Raw genomic sequence first — 16546 nt, 5'->3', positions numbered from 1 at the left:
GGCTGTCCATCCTGACTAAGCCTCAAAAACACTTGTGGACAGACTAGTTGGCTTCTGCAAGCAGGCGGTCCAACCAGCGATGGTGATGCTGCAACGCCAACTCGTTGCGTCCGAACAAAAAGTGCGTATTCGCCCCGGAGGACAAAGCCGCCTGTACGTCGAATCCGGTGCGATAGTCCTCGTCCGCCACGCCCCTTTCGACGAGTTCGCTGAACTCCGCCGTGTAGCGCCGGTCCTCCTCGGTGACCGGGGGCACGCGCGTCAGGATGGTCTGCACGGTGCTGCTTCGGTCCACGCCCGGGCCGGGCATGATCTGGGAGACCACTCCGTGTCCTTCCCAGGCGCCGGCGATCGACACGTTGGGGAAGACGGTGTAGACGGTGCCGCAGTGCGGAGCGGGGTCCCAGTCCTCGACCGGGACGTCCCGCAGCGTCCGGAGCGACTTGACCGGGTACAGGATCCGCTGGTGCGGCCCGAAGGAGTCCACGACCATCAGGTTGGAGGTGGACGTCGGGGCGAACGTGGTGCGGTGCAGCGCCTGGATGTGATAGCTCTCCAGATAGCCGTCGAAGGCCACCTTCCAACCGGGCCCGGCCAGTTCGCGCTGCTCGTAGACGTGCCACTTGTCGAGTTCGAGCCGCTCCAGCTCGCGCGCGTAGTCCCCGAGCCAGGCGTCCAGGTCGATCGCGGCGCCCGGGGTGAGACACACCCACACGAAGCCGAGGCGCTCCACGACGGGCAGCGGACGCAACCCCAGCTCGGCGGTGTCGACGTCCCCGAAGGTGCCGGGCTTGTGCACGGCGACGAGACCGCCCTGATCGTCGTACACCCACGCGTGGTACGGACAGCGGAAGCGGTGCCGGGTGCCGGTCCCGGCCGGGCACAGCTGGGCGCCGCGGTGGCGGCAGACGTTGAGGAACGCCCGTACGACGCCGTCCTGTCCACGGGTGAGCAGGACCGGGGTGCCCAGGGCGTCCAGGGCCTTGTAGGAGCCCGCGCCCGGGAGCTCGACGGAAAACGCGAGAGCGAGCGGGACCCGTTTGAAGACGACGTCGATCTCCCGCTGCCACCGGTCGGGGTCGAGGTACTCCGTGACGGGGACCCGCAGCACGTCCTCGGCCTGGTCCGTCGTGCCGGCCTCCAGGTGCGCCAGGGCCCGCTGCGCGAGGGCCACGGCCTGGGCATGGTCGATCACGGCTCCAACCTCCCTTTTCGTTCCGGTGCGTGCAGTGCGAAGAACTCCTCGTAGAGGAGCACCTGGCTGTCGAGCATGTGGCGGCCGTGCACCACGGGCCGGCCGCTGTCCCGTGCGGCCTTGAGCAGGGCGGTCTCGGCCGGCTTCATGATGATGTCGGCGACCGCGCAGGTATGCGGCAGGCGTGCGAGGTCGAAGGGCAGCGGGTCATCGGGTCGCATCCCCAGCGGGGTCGCGTTCACCGCGATGTCGACGCCGTCGCCGTCGAAGTCGCCCTCCGCGCCGACCGTCACGCGACCCGGCCAACGTGCCTCCAGCCGGGCGAGCACGTCTTCCCGGCGGGTGGAGTCGGGGTCGTACAGCCGCAGTTGTGCGATGCCGGCGGTGAGCAGGGCGGCGGCGACGGCCCGTCCGGCGCCGCCGGCTCCGGCCAGGGCGACGGTCGTGCCCGCGGGGTCGTGGCCGTTGTCGCGCAGTCCGTGGACGAAGCCGGCGCCGTCGAAGTTGTCGGCGAGCCAGGTCCCGTCGGGGTTCCTGCGCAGGGCGTTGGCGCTTCCGGCCACTTCGGCGGCCGGGCCCAGCAGGTCGGCGTACCGGCACACCTCGATCTTGTGCGGCACGGTGACGAGTATGCCGTCGAGGTTGCGCATGTGGCGCAGTCCGCGCATCACCTCCTCGAGGTCGTCGGGGCCCACGTGCACGGGGACCAGCACCGCGTCCCGCGCGGTGCGCGCGAACAGGTCGTTCAGCAGGCCGGGGGCGCGCACCTGGGCCACCGGGTCACCCAGGACCACGTAGAGCCGGGTCGTGCCCGAAATGGCGCTCGGGCCGGGCGGGGCGTCGGGCATGGCGCTCCTCAGGCCGGGGTGGGGGCGGGGCCCGAGGGCAGGTCCGCCAGGACGGAGGAGACCAGGTGCTCGTCGACCCGGGGCACCAGCTCGACCCCACGCGGGCCGTCCAGGACGAACGTCAGCCCGGCGTCGGCGTCCTTCCCCTTCTTCTTGTCGCGCCGCATCAGCTCCACCAGCGTGGTCACGGGCACGCCGGACGGCAGCCAGGTCGGCAGTCCGAAGCTCTCCACCATCTCCCGGTGCTCGGCCACCCGGTCCTGGCCGACGCGGCCCAGCCGGCCCGCGAGCAGCCCGGCGAACACGGTGCCGACCGCGACCGCCTCGCCGTGTCGCCAGGCGTAGTCGGTGGCGCGCTCGATGGCGTGCCCGAGGGTGTGGCCGTAGTTGAGGATGTGGCGCGGGCCTTGGTCGCGTTCGTCGCGGGCGACGACCGACGCCTTCAGCGTCACGCTCGCCACGATCTGCTCGGTCAGGTCGAGGCCGCGCAGATCGCCGGCTCCGATGAAGGCGCAGCGGGCTATCTCCCCGTAGCCGCTGAGCAGTTCGCGTCGGGGCAGGGTGCGCAGGAAGTCCGTGTCGCACAGCACCGCGCTGGGCTGCCAGTAGGCGCCGACCAGGTTCTTGCCCTCGGGCAGATTGACCGCGGTCTTGCCGCCGACGCTCGCGTCGACCTGGGCGAGCAGGGTGGTCGGCAGGTGTACGACCTTGATGCCGCGGTGGTAGAGGGCGGCGGCCAGGCCGACGGTGTCCGTCGTGGTGCCGCCACCGCAGGCGACCACGGCGTCGGACCGGGTCAGCCCCGCCTCGACGAAGGCGCGGCAGTACGACTCGACCGACGCGAGCGTCTTGTGCCGCTCGCCGTCGGCCACCGGCACGACCGTGAACGGCACACCGGGATCGGGAAGTTCCCTCTCCGGTACGGCGCTCACGAGGGCGACGCGGCCGACGCCCAGTTCCTCCAGGACGGCGGGCAGCAGCCGACGGGCGCCGGATCCGACGTGGACGGCGTAGTCGTGGTCTTTCAGTGTGACGTCGATACGGCGGATTGCGCTCATGCCTTCAGTGCCCCCGTGGCTGTCCGGCCTTCACCGACGGCATGCTAGCCAACGGTGCGGATCAAGGTCCACCCCTCAATCGTGCGGACCGTCAGTTCTGCACATGTACAGAGTGTTTCACGCTCGGCGAGCACCAACTCGGTCCTATAGCCGTGTGGTTGACGAACAGTTAGGGTTGACAGGTCGAGCGACCTGGCCGCACATCTCAAGCCGACCGCAAAACGGGGAATTTCATGCGCCTTAAGGAAAAGTTTCGTGCCGCACTTACCGCCTCGGCGGCAGAAGGCGGGCGACTCCCGTTCCTGATGAACGACATGGTCATCGAGGAACAGCTTTGCCAAATGCGCTGTTCCTACTGCCTCACCGAGGAGTACAACCTCCTCATGAACGTGCCCGACGCGCGGCTGCGGCTCACCACCGATCGCCGTCAGGACTGGCACGAGATACTGGACATGTACCACGAGCACGTGGACGCGCCCATTCTGCGGCTCTCCGGCGGTGAGTTCTTCTGGCTGAAGGGGTCCACCGAGTTCGTCCAGGAGGCCAGCCGCCGCTACGAGACCGTCCAGGTCATCACCAACGGCGTGTTTCTCAACGAGCGGCGCATCGAGGCCCTCGCGGCCATGGGCAACGTCCAGTTGAACATCTCCCTGGACGGGCACACGCTGGAACTGAACCGGCACCGCCTGCCCCCGAAGCAGGCGAAGCTGCACGACGTCATCATGCGCAGTCTCCACGCGGCGGCCGAGGCCGGGCTGCGCATCGACATCCAGTCGGTGCTCACCGACGCCAACTACACGGGCCAGCTGGAGTTCGCCCGGTACCTGCGCGACGAGGTCGCGGGCAGCACCACGCTGTACTTCTTCCCCGTGCGCGGCGACACCGCCGAGCGCATGGGCCCGCCGCCCGGCGACCACCTGATGCCGCTGGTGGAGCACTACGACGAGTTCGCGGACGTCCTGCCGCCGCGCGCCTACGTCGAGCACATGGCCGAGCAGCTCAAGACGAACGTGCGCACCCTCGGCTGTTTCGTCACGGCGACCATGGCCCAGCTCTTCGGCCAGGGCGACGTCTCCGCATGCCCGCACGCCTGGGTCAAACCGATGGGCAACCTGGCGCAGGACCGGAAGCTGCTGCTCGACCAGTACGGCTCGCACCAGCACTACGACCTGTTCATGCACGACCGGCCGCGGTTCAGCTTCTGCAAGACGTGCGCCACGCCGTCCGACGTCATCAACCTGTTCTTCCTGGACCGGATCACGGAGGAGGAGATCGGCGCGACGCACCTGTACTCGGGAGAGCGCTCACGCGCCCGGCTGCGGGAGCTGAAGGAGACGTTCCGGCCGGTCATATCCGACGCCCCCGCAACCGGGCAGGGCGTCTCTCAGAGCGTCAGCTCCTGATCGCACTCGGCGTCGGCGTACAGCGCCGCGATGAGTTCCTGCACCTCCAGCGCCTGGGCCGGGGCCACCGTGCGGCCCCGGGCCCGGCCCGCCACCGTGTCGAGGAAGCCGCGGATCGCCGCCAGCTCGGGCCGACGGTCCTCGGCCGTGACGGTGCCCGCGGCGCTGCGCACCTCGCCGCGCCGCAGGTCCAGCACGGTGCTCTCGCCATTGCCTGCGGTGGCCTCCAGGGTGAGGCCCATGACCCGGCTGCGGCGATCGATGCGCAGCTTCGCGTGACCGGCCGGGAACTCCAGGTCGGCGACCACCCGCTCCTCCACGCCGGCCGCGTCGACCCGGCAGGCGACCGGACGGGGCCGGCCGAAGACGGTGATCAGCAGGTCCAGGGCGTGCGCACCGAGGTCGACCAGCGCCCCGCCGCCGGCCCGCGCCGCGTCGCCGTACCAGTTCGTCACCGGCCGCCACAGCCGCTGGCCGGCCGTGGTGAAGGTCAGGGTGATCTCACAGGGGCCCTCGGGCAGCGCCTTGAGGAACGCCGGCACCAGCTCGTGGAAGCGGTAGGGCAGGTTGACCGCGAGCCGGTCGGCGCCCGCCGCCCCGGCCAGGTGGCGCGCCTCGGACACGTCGGCGGCCAGCGGCTTCTCGCACAGGACGTGGGCACCGGCCGCGAGTGCCGCCAGCACGGGCTCGGTGTGGGCGTCGTTGGGGGTGCACACCGCCACCACGTCCGGCCTGCCGACCCTGAGGAACTCCTCCAGGCTGGTGGTGACCAGGACGCCGTCGGCCGCCGCGCCGAGCACCGAGCGCGCGCTGTCGGCGTCGGTGTCGCAGGCGGCGACGAAGGTGTAGTCCTCGTGGTCGGTGACGGCGGGCAGGTGATAGCGCTGGAAGACGCGACCACAGCCGACCACTCCGTAGCGCAGGGTCATCGGCCCACTCCCGCCGCGACGAGGGCCTCGGCGCCGCAGACGCGCTCGACCCGCTCGCCGAACTCCTGGAAGGACTCGCCGAGGTGCTCGGCGTCGTAGTCGGCCACCAGGTCCCGCAGGTCGGCGGTGAGCCGTGCGGCGAGGTCCGGCGGGTCGGTCTCGGCGAGGACGAGTCCGTAGTTCATGAAGGCGAGGAACAGCTCCGGCAGCCCGTTGCGCCAGGCCCGCAGCCGGCTGAGGAAGGCGCGCGGGTTGTGCTCGGTGCCTCGTAGCCGACGGGCGCCCAGGGCGATCTTCTGGGCGATGAACGGCAGGACGTTCTCCTTGCGGTCGCTGATCTCCTCACCGACCTCGCTCCACGCGCTCCACAGGGCCTCGACGCGGGGGTCCGGCACCCGGTAGTCACGACGAGCGGTGCGCAGGATCTCGTAGGCGTCGCCCTCCAGGCCTTCGATGTCGGCCAGCGGCAGCGGCTCCTCGATCTTGTCGTACATCTCGGTGCCGCGCAGTGCGATGGCACGGTTGATCAGGAAGAACGGGTTGTCGGCCTCGTGGATCCGCGCGGCCACGATGAACTCGAGGTTCTCCCAGAGCTCGTCGATGGTGGTCTTCGGCTCGATCATGATCCAGCCCGGATCGAGGCCGAGGCCCTTGCGCTTGAACATACGGGCCGCGTCCAGGTTGTAGGCCACCGTGGTGCCCTTCTTGAACCGCCGCAGCATGCCGGGCGACCCGGACTCGATGCCCAGCAGGGCGGACGAGAGTCCCGCCCGGTGCAGCAGGTCGAGAGCCTCGTGGTCGATCAGCCCGGAGTCGACCCGGAACTCGCAGTGGAACTGGAACTTCAGACCACGGCTGAGGACCGTCTCGGCGAACTCGACGGCATGCGCGAAACCGTCGCCGAACGCCCCACCGAAGTTGTCGTCGTTGAACCAGATGAAACGGGTCCCGAACTCCCTTTGCAGGTACTCGATCTCGTCGACGACGTCACCGGGCGGCCGCATCCGCCAGAAGCCGTCGACCACGCCGGGCTGGCGGGGCGCGTAGCAGAAGGTGCACTTGGCGTGGCAGCCTCGGCTGGTGAACGTGGAGGCCACGGGCGTCGCGATGCCCGCCGCCTTGTGGTACTCCAGCACGTCACGGGCCGGCCACACGAGGTTGCCGAGGTCGGGCAGCACGGGCATACCGCTGGTGCGCACCCGGTCGCCGTCGCGGTAGAACAGCCCTGGCGTCTCCCGCCAGTCGGTCCCGGCGGTCAGCCGGTCCATGATGCCCACGACCGTCAACTCGCCCTCACCGAAGGTGACGCAGTCGGCCTCGGGTACCTGCTCTGCGATGAGTTTCGCGTTGTAGGTGCAGAAGGCGCCGCCGATGGCGATGAAGACGTCCGGGTCCGCGATCCGCGCACACCGGATGAGCCGGATGGCGTCGATGATGTGCAGGTCGTACATGATGCTGATGCCGATGAAGCGGGGGCGCTCCCGGCGGATGAGCTCGATGATGGCCTCATCGCTGGGCGTACGGCCGTGCAGATTCAGCGATGTGACGGAGTGTCCGGCGTTGCGCAGATATCCGGTGATGCAGGCCAGGCCCAGATTCTCCCGGACCTTCTCGTAGAAAATCCGCAGTGCCGGGTCGAGTTGGACGTACTCCTCGTCGGTGACGGTCACGTTCTGGTTGTTCAGGCTGAGTGCCCCCGTGGCTATCTCACGCGGAGTCAACAGCACGACGTCCGACATCTGACCCTAACCCTTCCCCGTGGTCCATAAAGAAGTCGATGCAAATAAGCGGAGTCACCGCCACGCCCGGAGCATCGCCGAGGTGTCGTGGCGCACGAGTGTCACTTCGGTTGTTCCCGTCACCGAGACCGACGCGGGGTGCGTCGTATCGACCACCGTATCCGCCATGCGCACTTCATGGCAGGCATCCATCTGTTCAGGCCAACTCAACACGGCCGGCGGCAGCTTGGGATCCGATACCTCCAGGCGGCGTAGCGGAACGCGCAGGCCGACGCCGATCGCTTTCAGCACGGATTCCTTGCGCGTCCAGTAGCGCAGAAAAGCCGGCGTCCGTTCGGCGGGCGGGCGGGCGTACAGGGCGGCCAGTTCCGTCTCGGTGAGGACGCGGGGAGCCACCTTCTCCACATCGGTGCCGGCGCCGTCCTCGACATCGAGCCCGACGTCCGCGCCTCGGCAGACGGCGAGCCCGATCACGTCACCGCTGTGCGAGACGGAGAAGCGGACGTCCGCGTGGACGCTCCCGGTCGGTACGTCGAGCGTGACCTTGCCGTGTGGTCCGCCGCAGCGCGGACACACGCGCCGCAGGGGCACGTCGGCGGGCGGCAGGCCGAGCAGTTCGCCGAGCACCACCCGGCTGACCGCGCAACCGGCCAGGAAGCGGAGCCTGTTGTCGTGGTCGACCGTCGCCTCGTAGCGGGCGAGTTCCACGGGATCGAGCAGTCCGACCAGGCCCGGGCGTGCGTCGGCCAGGCGGGCCCACCACACCTGCACCGGGCGCGGCGGACGGTCCGCCGCTGTCACGCGGTGGCCTTCAGCCGCACTTCCCCGACGAGCCGGAACCCCATGTGCGGCACCTTGAGGATCTGGGCGCCCGAGCCGACCTCCCGGAACCGGGCCCGCAGCGCCTCGATGACGTCCCGCGGGTCCTCGCCGGTCAGCCGCAACAGGTCGGGCCGGGGGACGATGACGGCCCGGCGGTCGGCGAGCGCGCGCAGTGCCTTGGCCTCGGCCTCGGACAGCCGCACGGACGCGGACGGCGTGGTGAGCACGCCGTTCTCGTCCAGGTCGAGGACCTGGGCGGACGCGGGGGCGGCGACGTCCCGCAGATAGGTCAGGAAGGACACGAGGCGTTCGACGCCCAGCGGCGCGGCCATGACGAATCCGGCGCCCGAACGGATCGCCGCCAGCGTGCCCTTGGCGGTCGGCGTCGGCTGTACGAGCACGGCGTAGGCGCCTTCGCGGGTGATCTCGCGCAGTTCGAGCGGGGCCGAGCCGTCTGCCTCGGCGGCCACGAAGGCGACGAGAAGGTCGTCGGCGACATGCGCGGCCATTCCCCGCGGGTCCTGCGCCGCCGCCTCCTTCAGCGGCAGTGCGGTGCGCTCACAGGCCTCCCGCAAGCGGGCGGCATCGGGCGCGGCAAGTCCCCGGGTGAGTACGTACATGCTGTTCGAGCCTCTCGTCGCGTGCGGATCACGGAGTGGATCACAGACCTGTCGCGTGCTCTAACTCTCGTTCTCCTTCCCATAGTTCCATGATCGACCCTTGGTCTACACTCCTGCGCATGCCAGAGCGCCCCTCCCCCGCCCCCCTGGTCCGGCGCACAACGCACGCACTCTCGGCGGACGACCGGCCGATTCGGCTGCCGCACACCGAGTTCGACGGTGCCGAGGTGCGGTTCCTCGGCGAGCCGGTCGATCCGGCCGTCTTCCCCGCGTCGGCCGCGGAACTGTGGCACGCATGCGACGGAACCCGGCCGTACCGCTCCTGGTCCTCCCTGGAACGGGAGTTGATCGCCGGTTGGCATGCGGCGGGACTGGTGGTCGCCGCTCCGCCGCCCCGCACGCAGCCGTCAAGCGCCCCGGTCTTCCTCTCTCCCCACCCGGACGACGCCCAACTGGCCCTGGGCGGACTGCTCGCCCGGTTCGGCGGCCGGGTGGTGGACGTGTTCTCGCACGAGACCTGGACGCGCCACCCGCACTATCGGAGCCGTCCCGCGCTCGCCTCGCGCCTGCTGCTGGAGGAGGAGCGGGTGGCGTGCGGGGTACTGGGCGCGGAGTTGACCGTGCTCGGCCACCTGGACGCCGCCGACCGGGCCGCCTGGCGGGAGGGCTACTTCCTGGAGCCGCACGCCGTGGACGCGGCCCGCGCGACGGAGCCGGAGCTGTTCGAGCGCGTCACCGCCGATCTGGCCGGCGAGGTGGCGGGCGGGCGCCCGGTGCTCGTTCCGCTGGCCGTGGGCGGGCATGTCGACCACGTCCTGACCCGGCAGGCCGCACTGGAACTGATCGCCCGCAAGACGCTGGAACCCGAACGGGTCGCGTTCTACGAGGACATGCCGTACTCGCTGTTCGCGGACGCCGCGGCCGAAGCCGGCCGGCTCGCGGTCGGGCCGGCGGCGGCCGCGCCGGTCCCGGTGCTGATCCCGGCGTCGGAGGCGGCGGTACGCACCAAGCAGGAGGCGCTGTGGCCCTACCGGCTCCAGGTTCTGGAGGCGGTCTCGAAACGCATCGTCCGCCATGGCCGGCGGCTCGGCGCGCCGGGGTGGGCGGAGCGCCTCTGGGTGCTGCCGGAATCCGCCGACGCCTTCGGGGAGTTGGCGTCCGCGGCGGCGGAGGAAGCCGCCGCGGCCGGGTGAGGGCGGCCGCGGCATGCGACTGCACACCCGGGAGTGGGGCACCGGCGACCGCGTCGCCGTCCTCGTCCACGGCCTCATGGCCGACCACCGCACCTGGCACGAGCTGGTCCCGGTCCTGACCGGCCGGGGCTACCGCGTCCTCGCCGTGGACCTGCGCGGCCACGGTGGCAGCGGCCGGGGGGCGTACGCGCCGCACCTGTTCGCACAGGACCTGCTGGAGACGCTGCCCCGCGGCCCCGAGCTGGCGCTGGGCCACTCGCTCGGCGCCCTGGCCCTGGCGCTCGCGGTGGCGGAACTGGAACCGGAGCGTGCCGTCTATTCGGAGCCGGCCTGGCGGCTCGGCGGCCCGGACGGCACCCTCGACCCGGCCGTTTTCACCCTCTTCAAGCGCGCGCCTCGGCTGCTCATCAGGAGTCTGCGCCCGGAGTGGGGAGAGCGGGAGGTCGCGGCCGAGTTGGCGGCGCTGGACGCCTGGGACGAGCGGTCGGCGCTCGCCCTCTCCGCGTACCGGGCCGCCGATCACATGCCGGCGAAGCCGCTCGTCCGCTCCCTGGTCCAGGCGGCGGAGCCGAGCACGCTGGTGAGCGGGGAGATGCGGGCGGAGCTGACACGGCGGGGGTTCGAGGTGCGGACCGTGCCGGACGCCACGCACGCGATCCACCGGGACAGCTTCGACGCGTTCCTCGCGTCGCTTTCGGGGTGGCTGTGAACGGTGCGGGTCAGTGCACCGCGCGCAGCATGCGTGTCACGTTGATCCTCGTGGGCGAGAGACCCAACTCCACGCTCTGCATCATCCGTTCGCCGTTCAGGCGGCCGTACGCGAGCAGGTCGATGTTGGCGAGGCTGAATTCCGGCCAGGTGTGGATGCTCAGGTGCGAGGCGGAGAGAAGGAGGATGGCGGTGACGGCACCGTTCGGGAAGACGTGCGAGGACTCACCGAGTACCGTGGCGTTTCCCTTTTCGGCGGCCGTGCGCAGGATCTTGAGGAGGCGCTGTTCGTCGGTCAGGATGCTGTGGTCGCTCACCCATACGTCGACTGCGTACGAGCACAGATCGTCGACGTTTATTTCCTCGGTGGCGGGACTGCTGGAGTTGGTCATGGGGAACCGGGGGCCACTGGTCGCTCGCCCCCGTCTCCTTTCCGATAGAGATGTGCTGGTCTGCGCGGCCGTAGCGGAAGGTCGGCGAGGCCGGTTCACTGACGGTCCGGCGGGGCGCAGCGTAGCATCCGGCGCGCCGTAGGACGCGCGGGCACCCCGCGTCAAGGGGGCCACGGGAGGTCACGTCGGATTGGCCGGAACACTGTGGACGGCGATGAGCAACGAAGGAGCGGAGTTCTTGGAGCGGCAGGGCGCAACGGACCCGGATTTCTCGGCACTTGACTGTATTTCGGCGACCTTCGGTATCACGGCGGCCTGGCTCGGTCACGATCCGAGCGTTCTGGGAGACCACTGGGGATACCACCGCAGGACGGACACCGTCGACACCGAATGGCCCGTGGAACACCTCGGGATCCAGCGTCGGACACCCGAGGAGATCCTGCACGACTGGTACGGTCTGGCCGCCGACCACGTGCATCACGCCGACTCGCGACGAGCCGAGGAATATATTCGGGCTCGGCTGCTGGAGGGGCATCCGGTCATCGCCTGGGTGGACACTTTCCATGTCCCCCACAGCTCGTTCCACCGTCAACAGCATCATTCTCACCGGATCGTGATCCGCCCCGGGGACGGCAACGACGAGGAAAGGGCCGGTTCGCTGCGGATCGTCGACCGCTATCAGGGGTCCCTCTTCGACGGCTTCATGGAGAGCAGCACGCTGTTCACCGCCATGTCGTCGGACGCGCTCGGAGAAGCCCGCAGGGGTGACCCCGATTGGCGAAATCGCACGGTGGTCGTGAAGGCCGGCCCGCTCGAATCCGGGGAAGCCGAGAAGGCGGCGCACAAAGAGACACGCAAGGAGACGCAGCAGGAGCGGTTCCGCTCCGCCGTCGCCCGGAACGCGCACTCCGCCGCCGGCGCGGATCTGGTGACCGCGTGCGCGGACGAACTGCGCGCCACCCCGGACGCCTTCACCTCCCTCAGCCCCGTGGGAACGATCGAGGTCAGCGCCTGGTTCGGCGAGTTGGCCAGCCAACGCGCCCTGAACGCGCGCTTCCTGCGGGCCGCCGCCGAGACCTGCGCGCTCCCGTCCCTGCACGATCGGGCCGCCGACGCGGAGGCCCTTTCCCGGCGCTGGGAGATGACCCGGAACTATTTCTTCCTGCGTTTCCGGAAGGGATCCGTGGCCGTACGGCGCATCGGCGACCTCATCGCCGAGACGGCGACGCTGGAAACAGAGTGGAACGCGAAACTGCGGGAATCCCTCGCCGGGTCGGGCCCACAATCCGCCGACCGTACACTGAGCGGCCCCGATCCCCTCAGCCCGCCCGGAGTTGCCTTGTGAAGGACGCGCCTCGACACCGCCGGCGTGCCACCGCGGATTCCGTGCTCACGGAAGTCGCGGAAGCCGTCCGGCTCCAGGAGGGCCCGCCCGGAGTGCGGTCCGTCCTGCGTGCGCTGCGCCGTCTGGCGCCCGCCTCCACGAAGGACCTCAGCCGCGCGACCGGCCTGCCCGTCCCGATCGTGGCCGCCCTGGGCAACGAACTGCGCCGCCGGGGATTCATCACCACCCAGCGCCCGTCCCGGCTGACCGAGGACGGCCTGGACCTCGTCGCCCGGCTCGGCATGGACCTGTCCCTCGACGCCACCTGCACCACCTGCGACGGGCGCGAGCTCGTGATCCCCGACGTCCTGGACGAAGCCGTACGGCGGCTGCGCGCCCTCATGGAGTCGGGTCCCGCCGCCGACATGGCCATCGACCAGTCGCACTGCACGGCCGAGACCAAGGTCCGCCGGGTCCTCGCGCTGCTCACCGCGGGCGCGCTGCCGGGCGGCTCGCTGCTGCTGATCGGCGACGACGACCTGGTCTCCCTCGCCGTCGCCGTGGTGGGCGACGTGCTCGGCGCTCCGATCGTCGAGCGGGTGACCGTCGTGGACATCTCCCCGGAGATCCTCGACTACATCCGGAAGGTGTCGGCCGGCCTCGGCACCCGCGTCGAGACCGTCCGACACGACCTGCGCCTGCCGCTGCCCGCCGAGATCCGCGGGCAGCACGACGTGGCCATGACCGACCCGCCCTACACCCCCGAAGGCGCCCGCCTCTTCCTCTCCCGCGCCGTGGAGGGCCTGCGCCCCGGCCCCGCACACAGCATCTTCTTCTCCTTCGGCGGCAAGAGCCCGGACGAGATGCTGGAGGTGCAGCGGGAGATCATGGGACTCGGCCTGGTCACCAACGCACTCATCCGCAACTTCAACGAGTACGAGGGCAGCGGCATCCTCGGCGGCGTCGGCTTCTTCCAGCACCTGCTCACGACCACCTCCACGGCCCCCTCCCACGAGGGCGAGTTCAGCGGCCCCCTCTACACCGGCGACAAACGGACCCGGCAGCGCGAATACACCTGCGTGGCATGCAACACCCGGCTGCGCGTCGGACCCGGCGCCCGCTGGACCGCGGTCGCCGCCCTGCGCACGGAAGGCTGCCCCAACTGCGGCAAAGGCCCCTTCCGCCCCGGCCGCCTCGTCCCCGCCGAGGACCCGACCACCCCGGCCGAACAACCCCCGACCCCGGCCCAGCAAGCCGCACCTCCCCAACAGGCTCCGGCTCCCGCCCAGGGGATCCAGCCCTGACTCCACGATCGGTACGGCGTCGACGTTGACTCCCGCTCTCAGCCGCCGCCCTCGGCCGGCACCGCGCTCTGGAGGAACCCGAGGTAACGGCTCGCCAGCCGCCTGCTCTCCGGGCCGGTCACGATCCGGGCGAGCGAGATGGGCCTGAGTTGCGCGTGCGGGAATCCGGGTTGGTAGAGCGACAGGTCGGCACCGGCGGGCCGCTGGGCGAGCAGTCTCCGCAGCCGTGCCCCGAGCTCCGTCGGTGAGGCGGCGTACCGCGCCGCGTCCCGGGTGGCCTCGGCCAGATCCGCCAGGACGGAGTCCTCCAGCAGCCCGTCGTCGCCGGGCAGGAGAGCGGTGACGGTGCAGTCGAGTCGGTCGAACATCCGCAGCACCTCTCGCTGCGCCGGCTCCCCACCCGAGCCGGCACCGGTGCCGGCCCTGTAAACGTCGAGATCAAAACTGACGTAACCGACCGCGCCCGCTCCCGACACGGTCGACACGGCGGTCGCGACGAACAGGAAGAGACCGCCGGGGTCCTTGAGCCCGCTCACGAAGAACGTGTCCACGTCGGACAGATTCGGCCTGTCCCGGCGTACGTCGACGGCGTGCGTGGTGAGGCCCAGAGCAAGACGGGCCGCTTCGTCCCCGATGGCCTTGAGCACGCGTTCGTCGGTGTCCGCGACATGCACGTGCCGCACACCGTCCGCCAGGCCGACGGCCACGCCGAACATCTCGTCGTCGCCGAGCTGGAGCATCGTCCGGCCGTCGAGGTCGTCGTAGTAGTCCATGACCGCGAGCCGTCGCCGCAGCGAGGCGAAGGTGTCGAAGCTCTGGTGCAGTTCCGGGTCCGGTGTGTAGGTGCGCCGCGCCAGGACGTCGGCCAGGACCTCCCAGTCGACGAGCCCGTCGGCGAGCGTGAGGTCGACCAGCCCCGGCGCGCCGTCGTCGCGGGCGGCCGGGACGACGGCCGTGGGCCGGACCGTACCGCCGGGTTCCACGCGCACCGTCCCGTCCCGGCACATGCGGGAGAGCAGCCACAGCCCGGAGTTGACCGTCATCGGGCCACGGACGATGTCGTCGAGCCGTCCGCCGCCCCGCGCGCTGGACGAACTGGGCCACCGCGCGCACGGTGGCCCGCGGGTCGCGTGCGTCGTCCGGCCCCTCAGCCCGCAGAGCACGGGACCACTCGGCGTGTTGCTCCGCACTCACCGCCCGTCCCCGGCTTCCGCCTGACGCGAGGCGACGTAGGCGACGATTTTCTCCAGGGTCGAGAAACGGTCGATGACGAGATCCTCGTCGGGAATGGATATCCGGAACCGCTCCTCCAGACGGTTCAAGAACTCGAGCAGCTGAAGTGATCCCAGGGTGAGGGAAAGCAAATGCGCATCGGGTGCGATTCGGTCCGGGTCGAATGTGTCGTCGACCGACTTCAGAAGTGTGGATACATCACAGAATAATTCATCCCTCTGATGGCTCGTCACATCGGCATACTTGCTCACGGATATCGTTGGCCAAACATGAACAAATTGTTTCAGCAATGGCTCCCTTCTTGATCGTGTACGGACTACCCTGACCCGTACGGGGGCGCAGCCGTCGCCCACAGGCCCACAGCATCGAGGAGCAGCCCGTGAACGACCTTTCCTACAGCGACTTCGAATCCGTGCTCCGGCGGTCACTGCCCTTCCTCGACGAGGAGACACCCGTCGACGAGCACGCGAGCCTGACGGAACTGGGCCTGGATTCGCTGACGTTGCTCGGCCTGGTGGCGGAGTTGGAGGACAGGTTCTCGGTGGAACTGCCGGACGAGATGCTGGTCATGGAAACCTTCGCGACGCCGTCGACGCTGTGGGGCAGCCTGTCGAAGCTTCCCCGTGCCTGAGAGACCTCGGGCCCTCCGGCCCTGGAGGGCCCGAGGTCTCGTGACGGCTCAGTTCTGGCGGCTGCACCCCGTAGGCGGCCGTCGATCGAACTAGCGGCCGAGGCGGTCCAGCTTGGCGCGCAGCAGATTGGGGTCGGTGGCGGTGCGGTAAGCGGAGTTGGTCACGTAGACGTTCTGCCCGTCGACCGCGACGGAGCTGGGGTTCTGTAGACCGTCGTACGCGTTCAGAACCGTACTGCTCGCGCCGCCGGACGTGACCCGCACGACCTTGTTGGGTCCATTGAGAGTGGCGATGAGCTCGTTGCCCCGGCCGGTGAAGGCGAAGTCGTCGATGCCTTCCAAGCCGGTCGCCCTGATGCTGGGAGTGCCCCCGCGGTGGCCGTTGCGCAGCGGGAAGCTGAGGACGGTGCCCTGATCGAGATTGGTCACCCACAGCGCACCCCGGTGCACGCGGATGCCGTTGGCCCCGAGGAAGCCCCCCACGGCCAGCTCGGGCGCGGTCGACCACGGTGTGGCCTTTCCTCCCTTCAGCGGCACGGACCACACGGTGCCGAGGACGGAGTCCGTGATGTAGAAGGCGTGCGTCCTGCTGTCGTAGGCGAGCCCGTTGGGCAGTCCGTCGGCAGGGAGGGCTGCGATCCGCTCCGCCTTGTCCTGTCCCGGCTTCAGACGCCACAGACCGGTCAGCTCCGATGTGCCGGTGGCGTAGAGGACGTAGAGCGAGCCGTCGTCGGTGCGCGCGAGGCCGGTGGTCAGCGCGAAGCCGAGCACGGGCGTGCCAGCACCGCCGTCGGCCGGCGCGGGAAGAGTCGCGAGGATCTGTGTCGTACCGTTCCGGTCGACGCGCGCCACCTGCCGGGCCGCGGCGAAGGTCACGTACACCGAGCCGTGGCGCCCGATGACGACATTCTCCGGCAGTTGCCCCTGCGCGGCGTCGAAGTGGCTGACGATCCGAGACTCGGACAGGGGCGCCGAGACCGCGTCGGCGGGAGTCACCGAGGTGAGAGCCACGAGGGAAACGCCGGCGGCGACGACAGCTTGCTTGATGATTTTCTGCATGATTCCTTCAGTGCGTGAAGTGAGGGTGGACGGAGAAGAGTCGCCCGATGAGAGCGGAGAGAGACGGTCGGGAACGGGACGTCCCTTC

Annotated in this window: 17 protein-coding genes; 6 read left to right on the top strand and 11 right to left on the bottom strand. The window is 70.0% G+C overall.

The genetic code is table 11. The annotated features are described in order from the left end of the window. Nucleotides 1–43: 43 nt before the first annotated feature. Genes G9272_RS43025 through G9272_RS43015 form a run of 3 tightly spaced genes read right to left on the bottom strand, consistent with a single transcriptional unit; the run spans nucleotide 44 to nucleotide 3101 of the window. Nucleotides 44–1195 (bottom strand): aromatic ring-hydroxylating oxygenase subunit alpha, encoded by a 1152-nt coding sequence (locus tag G9272_RS43025; protein ID WP_171401612.1) that lies wholly within the window; start codon nucleotides 1193–1195, stop codon nucleotides 44–46. Continuing rightward, a complete protein-coding gene (locus tag G9272_RS43020; protein ID WP_171401611.1) occupies nucleotides 1192–2043 on the bottom strand; it encodes a shikimate dehydrogenase family protein in 852 nt (283 codons plus the stop codon). Before G9272_RS43020 ends, G9272_RS43025 begins: the two co-directional genes overlap by 4 nt. 8 nt (nucleotides 2044–2051) lie before the next feature. Beyond that, the gene (locus G9272_RS43015) at nucleotides 2052–3101 is read right to left on the bottom strand and encodes a 3-dehydroquinate synthase family protein (RefSeq protein WP_171401610.1); all 1050 of its coding nucleotides are present in this window, start codon (nucleotides 3099–3101) and stop codon (nucleotides 2052–2054) included. A 341-nt stretch (nucleotides 3102–3442) separates the two neighbouring features. Here G9272_RS43015 and G9272_RS43010 point away from each other — a divergent pair, with 341 nt between their 5' ends. Then, nucleotides 3443–4504, top strand: coding sequence for a radical SAM protein (locus tag G9272_RS43010; protein WP_171401609.1), 1062 nt, complete (start codon nucleotides 3443–3445; stop codon nucleotides 4502–4504). On the opposite strand, the gene G9272_RS43005 is transcribed toward G9272_RS43010, so the two are convergent. The 4 genes from G9272_RS43005 to G9272_RS42990 form a co-directional block, all read right to left on the bottom strand. Further along, nucleotides 4486–5433: a Gfo/Idh/MocA family oxidoreductase gene (locus G9272_RS43005; protein WP_171401608.1), complete on the bottom strand. Its 948-nt coding sequence runs from the start codon at nucleotides 5431–5433 to the stop codon at nucleotides 4486–4488. The two genes, G9272_RS43010 and G9272_RS43005, sit on opposite strands and share 19 nt — an antisense overlap. After that, nucleotides 5430–7172 (bottom strand): B12-binding domain-containing radical SAM protein, encoded by a 1743-nt coding sequence (locus G9272_RS43000; RefSeq protein WP_171401607.1) that lies wholly within the window; start codon nucleotides 7170–7172, stop codon nucleotides 5430–5432. Before G9272_RS43000 ends, G9272_RS43005 begins: the two co-directional genes overlap by 4 nt. A 54-nt stretch (nucleotides 7173–7226) precedes the next feature. Continuing rightward, the gene (locus G9272_RS42995; RefSeq protein WP_253268116.1) at nucleotides 7227–7880 is read right to left on the bottom strand and encodes a 4'-phosphopantetheinyl transferase family protein; all 654 of its coding nucleotides are present in this window, start codon (nucleotides 7878–7880) and stop codon (nucleotides 7227–7229) included. 89 nt (nucleotides 7881–7969) lie between these two features. Continuing rightward, the gene (locus G9272_RS42990; protein ID WP_171401605.1) at nucleotides 7970–8614 is read right to left on the bottom strand and encodes a hypothetical protein; all 645 of its coding nucleotides are present in this window, start codon (nucleotides 8612–8614) and stop codon (nucleotides 7970–7972) included. Nucleotides 8615–8733: 119 nt separating this feature from the next. Here G9272_RS42990 and G9272_RS42985 point away from each other — a divergent pair, with 119 nt between their 5' ends. Together G9272_RS42985 and G9272_RS42980 are read left to right on the top strand one after the other, a co-directional pair. After that, a complete protein-coding gene (locus G9272_RS42985; RefSeq protein ID WP_171401604.1) occupies nucleotides 8734–9807 on the top strand; it encodes a PIG-L family deacetylase in 1074 nt (357 codons plus the stop codon). 13 nt (nucleotides 9808–9820) lie between these two features. Continuing rightward, nucleotides 9821–10516, top strand: a complete 696-nt coding sequence (locus tag G9272_RS42980) for an alpha/beta hydrolase (RefSeq protein WP_171401603.1) — start codon at nucleotides 9821–9823, stop codon at nucleotides 10514–10516. A gap of 10 nt (nucleotides 10517–10526) precedes the next feature. Here the strand turns inward: G9272_RS42980 and G9272_RS42975 are convergent, their stop codons facing one another. Then, the gene (locus G9272_RS42975; protein WP_020129787.1) at nucleotides 10527–10907 is read right to left on the bottom strand and encodes an S-adenosylmethionine decarboxylase family protein; all 381 of its coding nucleotides are present in this window, start codon (nucleotides 10905–10907) and stop codon (nucleotides 10527–10529) included. A gap of 214 nt (nucleotides 10908–11121) precedes the next feature. Between G9272_RS42975 and G9272_RS42970 the strand changes: the two genes are divergently transcribed. Both G9272_RS42970 and G9272_RS42965 read left to right on the top strand, forming a co-directional pair. After that, entirely contained in the window at nucleotides 11122–12252 is a 1131-nt protein-coding gene (locus G9272_RS42970) for a BtrH N-terminal domain-containing protein (protein WP_171401602.1), read from the top strand. Nucleotides 12253–12293: 41 nt separating this feature from the next. Continuing rightward, a complete protein-coding gene (locus G9272_RS42965; protein ID WP_253268115.1) occupies nucleotides 12294–13535 on the top strand; it encodes a bis-aminopropyl spermidine synthase family protein in 1242 nt (413 codons plus the stop codon). A 38-nt stretch (nucleotides 13536–13573) separates the two neighbouring features. Here the strand turns inward: G9272_RS42965 and G9272_RS42960 are convergent, their stop codons facing one another. Beyond that, a complete protein-coding gene (locus G9272_RS42960; RefSeq protein WP_171401601.1) occupies nucleotides 13574–14578 on the bottom strand; it encodes a bis-aminopropyl spermidine synthase family protein in 1005 nt (334 codons plus the stop codon). A 147-nt stretch (nucleotides 14579–14725) separates the two neighbouring features. Further along, complete coding sequence (locus tag G9272_RS42955; RefSeq protein ID WP_171401600.1) at nucleotides 14726–15019, bottom strand: acyl carrier protein; 294 nt, start codon at nucleotides 15017–15019, stop codon at nucleotides 14726–14728. 128 nt (nucleotides 15020–15147) lie between these two features. Between G9272_RS42955 and G9272_RS42950 the strand changes: the two genes are divergently transcribed. After that, nucleotides 15148–15399 (top strand): acyl carrier protein, encoded by a 252-nt coding sequence (locus tag G9272_RS42950; RefSeq protein ID WP_171401599.1) that lies wholly within the window; start codon nucleotides 15148–15150, stop codon nucleotides 15397–15399. Nucleotides 15400–15489: 90 nt separating this feature from the next. On the opposite strand, the gene G9272_RS42945 is transcribed toward G9272_RS42950, so the two are convergent. Further along, nucleotides 15490–16458 carry an SMP-30/gluconolactonase/LRE family protein gene (locus tag G9272_RS42945; RefSeq protein WP_171401598.1) on the bottom strand — a complete coding sequence of 323 codons (969 nt, stop codon included), beginning with the start codon at nucleotides 16456–16458 and terminating at the stop codon, nucleotides 15490–15492. Nucleotides 16459–16546: the final 88 nt, after the last annotated feature.

Source organism: Streptomyces asoensis (assembly GCF_013085465.1).
Classification (GTDB): domain Bacteria; phylum Actinomycetota; class Actinomycetes; order Streptomycetales; family Streptomycetaceae; genus Streptomyces; species Streptomyces cacaoi_A.
Note: the sequence above shows the minus strand (reverse complement) of the source record. Positions and strands in the feature narration are given on the sequence as shown.